This is a genomic window from Microbulbifer variabilis (genome assembly GCF_020524905.1).
GTDB classification, from domain to species: domain Bacteria; phylum Pseudomonadota; class Gammaproteobacteria; order Pseudomonadales; family Cellvibrionaceae; genus Microbulbifer; species Microbulbifer variabilis_A.
The window spans coordinates 519,882-532,870 of sequence record NZ_JAIVKI010000001.1 but is presented as its reverse complement, the minus strand read 5'-3'; the positions used below and the strand labels follow the sequence as shown (position 1 = coordinate 532,870).

Annotated in this window: 11 protein-coding genes; 2 read left to right on the top strand and 9 right to left on the bottom strand. The window is 50.1% G+C overall.

The annotated features are described in order from the left end of the window. Nucleotides 1-32 precede the first annotated feature (32 nt). The 5 genes from tpiA to rlmE all read right to left on the bottom strand — a co-directional run bounded on the left by tpiA (nucleotide 33) and on the right by rlmE (nucleotide 6,012). Nucleotides 33-767, bottom strand: coding sequence for a triose-phosphate isomerase (gene tpiA, locus LC073_RS02205; RefSeq protein ID WP_226642932.1), 735 nt, complete (start codon nucleotides 765-767; stop codon nucleotides 33-35). Nucleotides 768-893: 126 nt separating this feature from the next. Next, nucleotides 894-2,246, bottom strand: coding sequence for a phosphoglucosamine mutase (gene glmM / locus LC073_RS02200; RefSeq protein WP_226642931.1), 1,353 nt, complete (start codon nucleotides 2,244-2,246; stop codon nucleotides 894-896). Nucleotides 2,247-2,344: 98 nt separating this feature from the next. After that, nucleotides 2,345-3,193, bottom strand: coding sequence for a dihydropteroate synthase (gene folP / locus LC073_RS02195; protein WP_226643311.1), 849 nt, complete (start codon nucleotides 3,191-3,193; stop codon nucleotides 2,345-2,347). A gap of 91 nt (nucleotides 3,194-3,284) precedes the next feature. Further along, the gene (gene ftsH, locus LC073_RS02190; RefSeq protein ID WP_226643309.1) at nucleotides 3,285-5,213 is read right to left on the bottom strand and encodes an ATP-dependent zinc metalloprotease FtsH; all 1,929 of its coding nucleotides are present in this window, start codon (nucleotides 5,211-5,213) and stop codon (nucleotides 3,285-3,287) included. Nucleotides 5,214-5,388: 175 nt separating this feature from the next. Beyond that, nucleotides 5,389-6,012, bottom strand: a complete 624-nt coding sequence (rlmE, locus tag LC073_RS02185) for a 23S rRNA (uridine(2552)-2'-O)-methyltransferase RlmE (protein WP_226642929.1) — start codon at nucleotides 6,010-6,012, stop codon at nucleotides 5,389-5,391. Between the two features lie 143 nt (nucleotides 6,013-6,155). Here rlmE and yhbY point away from each other — a divergent pair, with 143 nt between their 5' ends. Beyond that, nucleotides 6,156-6,458 (top strand): ribosome assembly RNA-binding protein YhbY, encoded by a 303-nt coding sequence (gene yhbY / locus LC073_RS02180; RefSeq protein ID WP_226642927.1) that lies wholly within the window; start codon nucleotides 6,156-6,158, stop codon nucleotides 6,456-6,458. A 43-nt stretch (nucleotides 6,459-6,501) separates the two neighbouring features. Here the strand turns inward: yhbY and LC073_RS02175 are convergent, their stop codons facing one another. The 4 genes from LC073_RS02175 to LC073_RS02160 form a co-directional block, all read right to left on the bottom strand. Continuing rightward, the gene (locus LC073_RS02175; RefSeq protein WP_226642925.1) at nucleotides 6,502-6,882 is read right to left on the bottom strand and encodes a hypothetical protein; all 381 of its coding nucleotides are present in this window, start codon (nucleotides 6,880-6,882) and stop codon (nucleotides 6,502-6,504) included. A 1-nt stretch (nucleotide 6,883) separates the two neighbouring features. Further along, the gene (locus LC073_RS02170) at nucleotides 6,884-8,518 is read right to left on the bottom strand and encodes a S41 family peptidase (RefSeq protein WP_226642923.1); all 1,635 of its coding nucleotides are present in this window, start codon (nucleotides 8,516-8,518) and stop codon (nucleotides 6,884-6,886) included. Nucleotides 8,519-8,724: 206 nt separating this feature from the next. Next, nucleotides 8,725-10,116, bottom strand: coding sequence for a Re/Si-specific NAD(P)(+) transhydrogenase subunit beta (gene pntB, locus LC073_RS02165; protein ID WP_226642921.1), 1,392 nt, complete (start codon nucleotides 10,114-10,116; stop codon nucleotides 8,725-8,727). A gap of 15 nt (nucleotides 10,117-10,131) precedes the next feature. Continuing rightward, nucleotides 10,132-11,697 carry a Re/Si-specific NAD(P)(+) transhydrogenase subunit alpha gene (locus LC073_RS02160; RefSeq protein ID WP_226642919.1) on the bottom strand — a complete coding sequence of 522 codons (1,566 nt, stop codon included), beginning with the start codon at nucleotides 11,695-11,697 and terminating at the stop codon, nucleotides 10,132-10,134. Nucleotides 11,698-12,387: 690 nt separating this feature from the next. Here LC073_RS02160 and LC073_RS02155 point away from each other — a divergent pair. After that, on the top strand, nucleotides 12,388-12,975 hold the full coding sequence (locus LC073_RS02155) for an ANTAR domain-containing response regulator (protein ID WP_226642917.1): 588 nt from the start codon (nucleotides 12,388-12,390) through the stop codon (nucleotides 12,973-12,975). Nucleotides 12,976-12,989: the final 14 nt, after the last annotated feature.

Below are 12,989 nucleotides of genomic sequence, written 5' to 3'. Positions count from 1 at the left end.
TTTTCAGTATTCCCTAATCCGCTTGCTGAATACTATCCAACAGCGCGGCAAATTGCGGCGAACTCATTCGCATCAAGCGAAGCGCCACCCACAAGGGCGCCGTCAATATCAGCCTGCGCAAATAGTGCGTCGGCATTAGCGGATTTTACACTACCGCCATATAAAATCTGTACTTTATTGCCCACATCTCCGAGTTCACCTCGGATAAACTGGTGGACGTCTTGAGCCTCTTCGGGAGTCGCAGTCTTGCCGGTACCTATAGCCCAAACAGGCTCATAGGCCACAACAGAGCCCTCCCAGGCATCACTTTCTGTGATATCGCCAACCGCTTTGAGCTGGCTTGCGACTACCTCGAGAGTACGTCCCTGCTCACGCTCTTGTAGCGTTTCCCCCACACACAAGATCGGGATCAAGCCAGCCTTTTGGGCAGCCACAAATTTCCTGGCTACCAGCTCGCTTGTCTCCCCATAGAGACTGCGACGTTCGGAATGCCCGACAATAACATAGCGAACATTCCAGTCGAGTAACATTTCAGCGGATACCTCACCGGTATATGCACCACTAGACTCCTGACTGAGGTTTTGCGCACCAACGCTTAAGCGCTCCTTATTTTCCGCAACCTGGGCAACCAGAGGGATATAAGGAAACGGTGGACACACAACGACCTGAGCGGCAATAGCCTGCAGGTCAAAGTCAGAAAAAAAACGTTCGGCAAATGCTTTATTGCCGTTCATCTTCCAGTTAGCTGCTACCAGCGGTATTCGCATGTGTGCTCCTTCAAGGGGCGCAAATCTTAGCGATATTGCCGCCAACATACAACCAAAAATATACGAGTTTGTTTAACTCTCTGGTGGCGCCCATTAGAACACTTCAAGAGTAACCCTGCTTAGAGCTCAGCCGCCCCCAACCCGTTGAACTACAACCGAGATTTGCTGCGCCAATTGCTCAACCTGAGCACTATCACGACCTTCCACCATTACGCGGATCAGGGGCTCCGTGCCAGAGGGACGCAACAGAACACGACCACTGTCAGCAAGCTGAAGCTCCGCATCGCTGACTGCGGCCATTACCTCGGGATGGTCGAGAATACCATCACGATGTCCAAGTCGCACATTAATCATGTGCTGAGGGAGCATCTGCATACGTGCTTTGAGCTGATGCAGAGGTTGATCAAATTCTGAAAGGGCACGAAGCACCTGGAGAGCAGCAACTATACCATCACCGGTTGTGGAAGCATCGGCACAGATAATATGACCTGAAGACTCGCCACCCAGCATCCAGCCATTTGCCTTCATTTTTTCAAGGACATAGCGATCGCCAACTTTAGCCCGTTCAAACGGGATATTGCGCTCGCGCAGAGCCAGCTCAAAGCCGTAGTTACTCATCAGGGTGCCGACAATGCCTTTACAGCCACCAAGATGTTCCTGTTGATACAAACCGATAATAAAGAGGAGTTGGTCACCATCGACAAGCTCGCCATTGCGGTCAACAAACAAAACCCTGTCGCCATCACCGTCAAAGGCAATCCCCAGGTCTGCACCCTGCTCTACTACCGCATGCTGTAGCTGCTTGGGTTTGGTGGAACCGCACTCCAGGTTGATATTCAACCCGTCGGGGCTTGCGCTCAAGGCGGTAACTTCCGCCCCCAACTCGCGAAAAACTTTTGGCGCTATGTGATAAGTGGCTCCATTTGCACAATCAAGAACGATTTTGAGCCCATCAAGAGAAAAGTTCCAAGGTGTGGATGCTTTGCTGAATTCAATATAGCGTGAAGCAGCATCATCAACTCGATAAGCCTTACCAAGGTTATCAGCCGCCTCCATCGGGAGCTCTAGAGCGGCTTCGATCTCGCGCTCTACCTCGTCTGGCAGTTTATAACCTTCGGCACAAAAGAACTTGATACCATTATCATGGAAAGGGTTATGGGAAGCGCTGATAACTATTCCCGCTCGAGCATGAAAAGTGCGGGTGAGATAGGCAATAGCCGGGGTAGGCATGGGGCCAAGCAAACCCACATCGACTCCAGAATAGATTAAACCCGCCTCTAGGGCGGCCTCAAACATATAACCGGAAACCCGGGTATCTTTCCCAATTAAAATGTAGGGGCGATTGGATCGCTTTCCCGCAGACATTTTCCCCAGTACCTTACCAGTGGCGTATCCCAAGCGCAGCATAAAGTCCGGGGTGATTGCACCCTCTCCCACATGTCCACGAATTCCATCAGTGCCAAAGTACTTTCTTTCCATAACGTTTCTCTAATAGCAGCTAAATTGCACCGCATTTAATTTGTGAAAATATTTAACAAGTTGCCCCAACAACTTAGGATCGCTAAAAGTTGTAGAAATTAGGCTTTATAATCACCGACAATTTTCTGTAAGTGCAAAACATCTACCGTCTCTGCAACATCGTGCACCCGTAAAATCTTTGCCCCTCGCTGGGCTGCCAGCATAGCAAGTGCCAGACTGCCGGGGAGTCGATCCTCGACCTCTCTCTGCAAAAGACGCCCGATCATCGACTTGCGTGATAAACCAGCCATTATAGGAATTTCCGCTGGTCCCAGTTGGGACAAAGCACTTAATAGTGCCAAATTATGGGCGTCGGTCTTTCCAAAACCAAAACCTGGGTCCAAGAGGAGGCGCTCACGGATAATACCCCTGGCCTCACAGGCTTCAATACGCCCAGCCAGGTAGTTTGCAACTTCTGCAACTACTTCTTCATAAGTGGGAGCGCTTTGCATGGTATTGGGCTGCCCCTGCATATGCATCAGGCATACAGGCAGGCCAGTTTGTGCAGCGGTCTCAAGAGCTCCTTCTCGCTCTAATGCGCGAACATCATTGATAAGTCCGGCACCCACTGCAGCGGCTTCACGCATGACTGCTGGTGTACTGGTATCTACCGAGACGACAATATCCAGCCTAGCGCAAATAGCATCGACTACGGGCAGTACCCTATCGAGCTCCTCCTGCTCAGAAACTGGATCGGCTCCAGGCCGAGTGGACTCACCACCTACATCAAGAATTGCGGCTCCCTCAGACAGCATTTGCTCGGCCCGACGCAAGACAAGGGATAGATCTAGCATTCCGGCCTGATAGTAACTTCCGCCATCGGAAAAGGAGTCTGGGGTGGTATTTAGAATCCCCATCACCACAGGTGAGGAGAGATCCAGGATGTGTTGTCCACAGGTAATTTTCATAGCAGAGATAAAAAAACGGAATGTCGAATCGGGCTGGACTAATGCCATCCCGACCTACATTCCGTCTATGTCCTTGAACTTTTACTGAGAATCAGTGCTCGTTTAACGGGCCACCTACCGGGTTACTCTTTTCAGCCTCGGTGGAAGCTTCAGAACTATCGGTTTTATCCTTTTCATCGGTTGAGCTGTTGCCACCGGAGCCGAAGTTGTTGTCTTCCCAGTCTTTAGGCGGGCGCACCTTGCGGCGAGCCATCAGGTCGTCCACCTGTTCCGCATCCAGGGTTTCGTATTCCATCAAGGCATCTTTCATTGCCTCCAGAATATCTCGATTTTCCTCAAGCAACTTGCTAGCGCGCTCGTAACAGCTATCGATGATACGACGAACTTCCTCATCGATATCATTAGAGGTCTTGCCGGAAACAGGGTTACCCTGTCCTGGCTGACCACTCTCGTCGTCTCCGTAGTGCAAGGGGCCGAGTTTTTCGGAGAGTCCCCATTTGGTCACCATATTGCGAGCCAAGTCGGTGGCCCGCTCAATATCGTTGGATGCACCGGTTGTCACGCCGTCAATACCCAGGGTCATCTCTTCAGCAATACGACCACCAAACAGGGAGCATAACTGGGATTCAATCGCACGCTTGGAGAGACTGTACTTATCTTCCTCCGGCAAGAACTGGGTGACTCCCAGAGCGCGGCCACGAGGGATAATGGTGACCTTGTGTACCGGGTCATGCTCAGGCACCAAGCGTCCAATAATCGCGTGGCCAGCCTCATGATAAGCGGTATTCACTTTCTCTTTCTCATTCATCACCATGGACTTGCGCTCGGCACCCATCATGATCTTGTCACGAGCGCGCTCAAACTCTTCCATGGTCACTGTACGCTTATTGGCACGGGCAGCAAACAATGCCGCTTCATTTACCAGATTGGCCAAATCGGCACCGGAAAAACCTGGTGTGCCCCGAGCGATGGTCTGGGCATTAACCTTGTCATCCAGCGGTACCTTGCGCATATGTACGGTCAGAATCTGCTCGCGACCGCGAATATCGGGCAGGCCAACAAACACCTGGCGGTCGAAACGACCTGGGCGCAGTAGAGCGTGATCGAGTACATCCGGACGGTTGGTGGCGGCGATCACGATCACCCCTTCACTGCCTTCAAAACCATCCATCTCCACCAGCAGCTGGTTGAGGGTCTGCTCGCGCTCGTCATGACCACCACCAACACCGGCGCCGCGATGACGGCCTACGGCATCAATCTCATCAATGAAGATAATACAGGGAGCCTGCTTCTTGGCCTGATCAAACATATCCCGTACGCGGGAAGCACCTACGCCGACAAACATCTCTACGAAGTCGGAACCTGAAATAGAAAAGAAGGGCACCTTTGCCTCACCGGCGATGGCCTTAGCCAGCAGGGTCTTACCGGTTCCGGGAGGACCACACATCAGAACACCACGAGGGATATTGCCCCCCAGGCGCTGGAACTTGGTGGGATCACGCAGGAACTCCACCAGCTCCTGCACCTCTTCCTTCGCTTCATCCACACCCGCAACATCGGCGAAAGTGGTTTTAATCTGGTCTTCGCCCAGCAGACGCGCCTTACTCTTGCCAAAGGCCATAGGGCCAGAGCGGCCACCAGCACCGCCCTGCATCTGGCGCATAAAGAACATAAAGACGGCAATAATGATGAGAATCGGGAAGCTCGCTACCAGTAATTGCTGCCAGATACTGGGGGACTCGGGTTCACGACCGACAAACTGGGTATTACTACGCACCAGCTCATTAGTGAGCTCATCGTCAATAATTTGTGGCTGAATAGTCTTGAAACGGCTGCCATCGGCTTTTTCGCCAGTGATCACCAGGCCGTCCACAACGACACTCTTCACCTGCCCCGACTGCACATCCTGAACAAAGTCGGAATAGCTGAGAGCCTCATCCCGTGTCTGTGGCTTGAAATTCTGAAACACCATCAGCAGCACCGCCGCGATGATCAACCACAGTACCAGGTTCTTTGCCATATCATTCAAAGGGATAGCCCTCTCGCTTTCGCACTCAAAATCCGTTCATTTTGCTGTGCCGACCCTATCTATACCCATCAAATCAGTATAGGTGTAGGTGACAACAGCCCTGCCGCCCTGAAGGAATAACGCTTATACCATATCGAGCGGACAGACTAGAAATACGCCGCAGCGCCTAACCGCCTTTAAAGCCCCTGGCCACCAGGTAGACTTCGCGAGAGCGAGGTCTGGATGCGCCCGGCTTACGAGTCACGACACTGTTGTAACTCGCACGCAAGTCGCGCATCAACTCATCGAACCCTTCACCCTGGAAGACTTTGGCAACAAAGGCACCGCCGGGTTTTAAAACCTGCCGGGCCATATCTACCGCTAGCTCCACCAAATACATGGAGGCGGGCTGATCCACATCGCGTATCCCACTCATATTGGGGGCCATATCGGAAATCACAAGGTCTGCCATTTCATCGCCAAGATGTTGCAGCAGCTCGTTGAGCACAGACTCCTCGGTAAAGTCACCCTGCACAAAGTCCACACCAGCCAGGGGGTCCATCGGCAATATATCAGACGCCAAAACCCGGCCTTTGTGCCCCACCAGCTCCATCGCCACCTGGGACCAGCCTCCCGGTGCCGCACCCAGGTCGACAACAGTCATGCCCGGTTTGAAAAGGCGGTCCTTATCCTGCAACTCCCGCAGCTTGTAGCTGGCACGGGAGCGGTAGCCCTCTTTCTGGGACTGTTTGACGTACTGGTCATTAAAATGTTCACGCAGCCAGCGGTGGCTGCTCTTAGATCGGCCCATCGGGTACAATGCCTACAATCACTACAACTTAATTGTAAGAGCGGCCTTAGGCCGCGATCTGGTTCGCCTAACAACGACTGGCGTCGATCGCAGCTTAAGGCCGCTCCCATATCGATATCCACAAAGTGGTAATGGAGTATTGTATGCCTTTAACCGCCGACCGCAAAAAAGCACTTCGCTCACTCGGTCACAATCTCAAACCTGTCGTGACCGTAGCGGGCAATGGGCTCAGCGAGGGCGTGATGGAAGAACTGGAACGTGCACTGGAAGATCATGAGCTGATCAAGGTGAAACTGATGATCGCCGACCGTGAAGTCCGCCACCAGGTTGTGGGGGAACTCTGTGAGAAATCCTCCGCGGAGCTGATCCAGGAGATCGGCAAGATTGCCTTGATTTATCGGGCAGCACAGAAGCCGGATGTACGCAAGTCCAACTTGCTACGTTGAGGCCTTAACAAGAAGCGGCTAAAGCCGCTTCTTGTTAACTCCGTCAGCCGTCTATATCAGCAGCAAACTTACAAGACACAGGTAGTTCCCAAGACTCACCACTAGACAATCTAGTGAGCCAACACCTCTTCCCATCAGTAAGCAGCTGGAACTTGATTGGCTTCGCCATATTTCGCCCAATTAATGCCATATGCTGCCGATCACTTTCTACTACCAAAAGACTCTCTTCCAAAAATACATCAGGGCCTAGAGTAATTTTAATTCCACCCATAGCTTTTGATACCAAGGCTTGAATCTTCTCTCTAACTTCTGGACTAGTATCTTCTAGCAGCGCCGGCTGGGCACTTTGAATATTTGACTGAGAGGCGCAGCCCAGACATATCAATGCAAGACAGCAGTAACCTTTCAGGGCTGCAATTTTCATTCTATCTCACCATTATCCGATTGCTGCGAGAAATTTCCTTTGGTACTAGAGCATCTGATACCGGAATACGTGTATTGATACCAGACTCAGAAAATGCATCCACATCTACATCACCACAATCCCCACTTTCAATATAGTTAAGGGCTGCAGCAAAACGGGCCTCGCTGGTATCACCCAAAAGATGATAAAAATCATCGCCGATGTGGCAACCCGGCAAATCAGCATCTGTATGCTTGGTGCCATTTGGGACAAATCCATCAGAATAATCGCCAAACCCTTTGGCATTTACACCAGAAAACTGAATTGTGAAATAAGTAGTACCGCAATTATCCAGTGGATAAAAACCATAGGGTTTACCACAAGTTGTTTCACCAATTTGAATAACCTCTACATCTATTCCGCGTAAACCATTAATAATGGCTTCACTGGCCGAGCAAGTATTTTCACTCGTCAAAACAAATACGCGTCGAAGATTCAGTGTAGGTAGAGAGACCCCTTTCAAAGTCTCATCTATAAGCCCTAGAGCTTTAGTATGGAACGGAGTTGAGCCAATTGGCTCACCCGTGATTGGATTTGTTTCTGGATGCTTATCATTGAACTCGGCTCGTTCGAAGGGCTGGCCAATTGAAGTAACACCAGCAATCATATAGGCCAACTCTGCAGCGATATCCAAATAGCCACCGCCGTTGTAGCGTAAATCCAGTACCAAATCTTCAACTGCAGCAGATTCCAGCTGGGTAACGGCATTAATCAATTCCGCTTCGGCTGTTGCGATATGGTCATTGAAAAGCATATAGCCTACTTTACGACCAGAATCTGTCACCTCAGTTTTTACATACTGAACAGGGTCAGACTTCACTGCCGAGGCAACAAGAGTAACCTTTTCAATGGTAGATGAGCCCAAAGGCCTAATTTCAAAAGTGTGAGATTCACCTTCATTCTCGGGCCACATGCCATAATTTAAAGTGTCTACATCTTCGCCATTGGCCAAGTCGACACCATCAATACTGATTACCTCAGCACCTCGAGTAATGATACCCGGCAGATGACCATCGTCTTCTTCATCCAAGTAGGCAACTACCGCTTTGCGTGGTGGTTTACTCGACAGAAGTGCCCATTGCAGGCCATAGCCGACATAAACACCAGACTCAGTTTGCGACAGCCACTCATTAGTGGGGACTGTGTAGTGAAAACGGTCCTTTTCCTGGCCGGAAGGAGTTTTTGCAAAGGTTTTTAGCTCATCAAAGTAAGCCAACGAGTTATCAAAGCTTGCCGGATCCTTATCTGTAATTTCATCGTACCAAAGGTAGATTTCATTACTCATTGAGCGAAGCCAGTTGTTCTCGTCTTCACGTGTCCCTAGCTGATCGATATATTTATAGCCGGTTGCTGGATCAGTACCAGTTCTTGGCGAGACGCATCTGCCCACAAAAGTTGAAGATGGTAGGAAATTATTTTCAACCCATGTGCCTCCTACTGGAGAAGGCTTCTCAGTTGCCCCCGAACCGTTACTGCTACCGCCGCTACCGCCGCTACCGCCGCTACCGCCGCTACCGCCGCTACCGCAGGCAACCAAGCTAAGCACACCAAACGCAACCAATCCTTGTAGGGCAAGCTTACGTAAACGGACCCCCATCCCCCAACTCCTTTAATTTTTTGTTAAAAACCGTAAAGGCCGGGAGATTATCACTACTGACAAAAGCGAGCGATAGTCAATTAGGCTTGATAAGAGTTATGCACACAAAAAAAACAAACGGGCCTGAGGCGTTTAATGCCAATCTGGCACCAACGCCCCAAGCCCGAATAAAGCTACCTGACAATTCGTCGTCAGGTATTATTTAATCAGTCGCAAACTTTCCCAAGTACACCTTGCAGACTATCTTTAGCATCGCCAAATAGCATGCGCGCGTTTTCTTTGTAGAACAGGGGATTTGCCACACCCGCGTAGCCAGAAGCCATGGAGCGTTTAAGCACTACTACTCTGCGCGCTTTCCAAACCTCCAATACTGGCATTCCGGCAATTGGCGAGCCCGGCTTTTCTACGGCATCAGGGTTAACCGTGTCATTGGCTCCTATCACCAGTACCAAGTCTGTACTGGGAAAGTCGGAATTAATTTCATCCATCTCCAACACAATGTCGTAAGGCACATTGGCCTCGGCTAACAGGACATTCATATGGCCAGGTAGCCGCCCCGCAACAGGATGGATACCAAAGCGCACCGTTTTACCCATACCACGTAGGCGATCGGTCAAGTCACTGACTGCTTGTTGGGCATGAGCAACGGCCATTCCGAAGCCAGGCACAATGATGATGCTATCTGCAGCCTTGAGATCATCGGCCAATTCCTGCTGGTCAATAGCAATGGCTTCACCATCAACCTCCTCATCGGAGACTTCCCCACCGTCAGAGCCGAAACCACCGAGAATCACGCTAATAAATGAACGATTCATGCCACGACACATGATGTAGCTGAGAATCGCACCAGAAGAACCGACCAGTGCGCCCACTACAATAAGCAGATCGTTACCCAGCATAAACCCAGTTGCCGCCGCGGCCCATCCAGAGTAGCTATTCAGCATAGAGATAACCACCGGCATATCGGCACCGCCGATCGCGGCTACCAGGTGAATGCCGAGCAGTAACGCAATTGCCGTCATCACTAACAGATTGAGAGTCGTGGCCGCATTTACTTGCGCAGGCACAAAGAGCACACCCAATACAATACAAGCCAGGATAGCAATTAGGTTGAGCCAGTGGCGGGCAGGTAACATCAGCGGCCTACCAGAGACCAGTCCCTGCAACTTACAGAAAGCGACTAAGGAACCCGTTAAAGTAATGGCCCCAATAAAAACGCCGAGATAAATTTCGGTGCTGTGCACAACATGCGCTGAGCCATGTAGATTCACTCGAGGGTCTAGGAAACCACCCCAGCCAATGAGAACTGCAGCCAAGCCGACAAAGCTATGCAACAGTGCCACCATTTGAGGCATCTGGGTCATAGCCACGCGTTTCGCCAGGGATAGGCCTATCGCAGCACCAACCACCATGGCAATAATGACCATCCAATAAGCCCCGGAAGTAATACCAGCAATGGTAGCAATTATGGCAACTGCCATACCGACCATACCGTAGATATTTCCTCGTCGCGCAGTCTCATGGCTGGACAAACCGCCCAGACTCAAAATAAACATTACTGCGGAAAAAAGATAAGCCATTGCAATCATACCGTTCATCACTTATCTCCTTCCTTACCGGCGAAACATTTTCAGCATTCGGTAGGTGACGAAAAAACCACCGAATATATTAATACTGGCCACAAGGACTCCTACGAAGGCAAGCAAGGTAACAAGCCCGGAGCCGGTAGCACCCAACTGTAACAAGGCCCCAACGACCACAATCCCGGAAATTGCATTCGTAACACTCATTAAGGGTGTATGCAGGGCATGGGTGACATTCCAAATCACCTGCCAACCAATGAAAATGGCCAATATGAAAACCGTAAAGTGAGAAACAAATTCTGGCGGAGCCACTCGACCAAGCCATAAGAGTAAGACTGCTGCGATTGCCCAGAAAACAAAAATTGACAGCGGCGACTTGCGCTTCTCTTTCTTTTCCTCAGCCGTAACTTTGGCTTCTTCAGCCACTTTAGGTGGTTTTTTTGGCTGAGCAGAAACTTGGGGGGCGGGGGGCGGCCAGGTAATCTCTCCAGACTTCACCACAGTTGCCCCACGAATAACTTCATCGCCAAAGTTCAGGTCTATTTCACCGTCCTTTGCTGGAGTGAGCTCGCTGAGCAGGTGAGCAAGATTGGTAGAGTACAATCTGGAAGACTGTGTGGCTGCACGGCTGGGTAAATTGGTATAGCCAATGATTGTCACATCACTGTGTACAGTTTTCTGGTGGGGCACGGTGTAATCACAATTACCCCCCATTTCTGCTGCCAAGTCTACCACCACCGAGCCTGGTGCCATGCTATCGACCATATCGGCAAGCCATAGTTTTGGCGCAGGCTTACCGGGTATTAGGGCCGTGGTAATAACAATATCTACTTCCTTGGCCTGCTCACGGAACAGAGCCATTTCCGCATCAATAAATTCCTGGGACATTTCCTTGGCGTAACCGCCAGAACCGGAACCCTCTTCCTCCACCTCTATAGTGAGGAACTCAGCTCCCATGGATTCAACCTGTTCACGCACCTCTGCACGGGTATCGAATGCCCGCACAATGGCACCCATGCTTTTGGCCGTACCTATCGCCGAGAGTCCAGCAACACCGGCTCCGATAACGAGTACTTTGGCTGGTGGAATCTTTCCCGCCGCGGTGATCTGGCCAGTAAAAAATCGGCCAAAATTATGTGCGGCTTCGATAACGGCGCGATAGCCAGCGATATTAGCCATGGAGCTGAGCGCATCCATTTTCTGGGCTCGGGAAATCCTGGGGATCGATTCGACTGCAAGCGCGTTAATATTGTTATCGGCAAGCTTTTGCAGGAGCTCGGCATTTTGTGCCGGTTTTAAGAAGGCGATCAGCGTTGCCCCTTTAGGAATCAATGCCAACTCGTCATCAGTGGGTGACTGTACTTTTAGAACAACATCGGCCCCCTTAAAGCAAGTTGCCATGTCTTCACGAATCTCGGCCCCAGCTTGCCGATAAGATTCATCGTTAAAACTGGCCTTGTCACCAGCACCTGCCTGCACAACAACAGAAAAACCCAAATCAAGTAAACGTTTAACGCTATCTGGAGTTGCCGCAACACGCGCCTCTCCCTCTGCGGTCTCTCTAGGTATGGCTATTATCACCGCCGTGCCCCTCATAGTTAATATTATGAATTTACAACTACATCTACCTCAAAAAGGTCTGGGTTGCCCAATTTATAAACAGGCCGAGTGTAAACGCCGAAAAGAGGGATTGAAAGGGAAGACACCTAATAGCCACAATTGGTGAAATTTATAAGGCTATCAACCTGTTTCAGGTGCAACCAAAATCTAAATACGTCGAAAGGTTACAGCTGTAACAGGAAGTCGCTAAAAAGACAAAGGGACTCTTTAATAATCACGGATTATTGGCGGGCTCAATCTCAAAGCTCTGAAAATGAATAATTTTTAGCATTGGAAATTCCCACTCTCACTCCCCTTGATTTTTCTAAACTGTCTTTTCAGTAGGTTTTCTATAACGCATTATGACCTAAAAATAGGATCAACCAACCCTAACACTCAACAATTAATGTGAAACATTTTTTCATAAGACCCCCATAAAAATTTACCTAAGTAGTATTTTTACAGTGTCCCCTAGCAATCGATGACCAAAATACCTACAACTCTCGCCCTTGTACTAAAGAGCCAATAGTCGCAAAATGACACAGCAAGAAACAAATTGGAACTCCCGCCGCACTTCATGGAACTAGAAGAATTTATTTTAATTGACCTCTTTAGCGCTCTTGGCACAAGTTTTGATTAACTCTTGATAAATAGCATCAAGCCCTGGAACGAGTGCCACATCAAGCCGTGTCAAATATTAGCCCCGCAATCATGTTGGTTGACGACAACCACGAGCGTGCTCATTCGGTCTGTGAGCGTTTACAAGCTGCCGGATACACGATTGTCGCGCAAATAAGTAGCGCTGAAGGGCTCCTTTTCCAAGTGGAAAAGTATCGACCTGACGTTGTACTAATCGACATTGAATCCCCCGATAGAGATATTTTAGAAAGCCTCGCCATAGTGAATCGCGAGGCTCCCACGCCGGTGGCCATGTTCTCCAGTCACAATAGTGCGGACTTTATCGGTCGCGCGGTCGAGTCTGGAGTGAGTGCTTATATGGCCGAAGGGATTACACCTGAACGGGTTGCCCCAGCGATAGAAATTGCCATGGCTCAATTCAAGAGCTTTCAGCAGCTGCGCCAATCTCTCGAGAGAACCCAACAGCAACTCAGCGATAGAAAAACTATTGAGCGGGCCAAGGGGTTATTAATGGCGAAGAAAAATCTCTCGGAGAAAGATGCGCATAAGATTCTGCGCAATCTTGCTATGAGTAGTAATGCAACCATGCGTGCGGTAGCCGAACAGCTTATTCACTATTTTCAGAGCGAGCATTGAATCACCGATGTCTT

What these genes read in the sequence shown, in the direction of transcription:
- ftsH (WP_226643309.1), bottom strand. Translation starts at nt 5,213, where the DNA reads ATGGCAAAGAACCTGGTACTGTGGTTGATCATCGCGGCGGTGCTGCTG.
- LC073_RS02175 (WP_226642925.1), bottom strand. Translation starts at nt 6,882, where the DNA reads ATGAAAATTGCAGCCCTGAAAGGTTACTGCTGTCTTGCATTGATATGT.
- LC073_RS02160 (WP_226642919.1), bottom strand. Translation starts at nt 11,697, where the DNA reads ATGAGGGGCACGGCGGTGATAATAGCCATACCTAGAGAGACCGCAGAG.
- rlmE (WP_226642929.1), bottom strand. Translation starts at nt 6,012, where the DNA reads ATGGGCCGATCTAAGAGCAGCCACCGCTGGCTGCGTGAACATTTTAAT.
- glmM (WP_226642931.1), bottom strand. Translation starts at nt 2,246, where the DNA reads ATGGAAAGAAAGTACTTTGGCACTGATGGAATTCGTGGACATGTGGGA.
- yhbY (WP_226642927.1), top strand. Translation starts at nt 6,156, where the DNA reads ATGCCTTTAACCGCCGACCGCAAAAAAGCACTTCGCTCACTCGGTCAC.
- tpiA (WP_226642932.1), bottom strand. Translation starts at nt 767, where the DNA reads ATGCGAATACCGCTGGTAGCAGCTAACTGGAAGATGAACGGCAATAAA.
- LC073_RS02170 (WP_226642923.1), bottom strand. Translation starts at nt 8,518, where the DNA reads ATGGGGGTCCGTTTACGTAAGCTTGCCCTACAAGGATTGGTTGCGTTT.
- folP (WP_226643311.1), bottom strand. Translation starts at nt 3,193, where the DNA reads ATGAAAATTACCTGTGGACAACACATCCTGGATCTCTCCTCACCTGTG.
- pntB (WP_226642921.1), bottom strand. Translation starts at nt 10,116, where the DNA reads ATGAACGGTATGATTGCAATGGCTTATCTTTTTTCCGCAGTAATGTTT.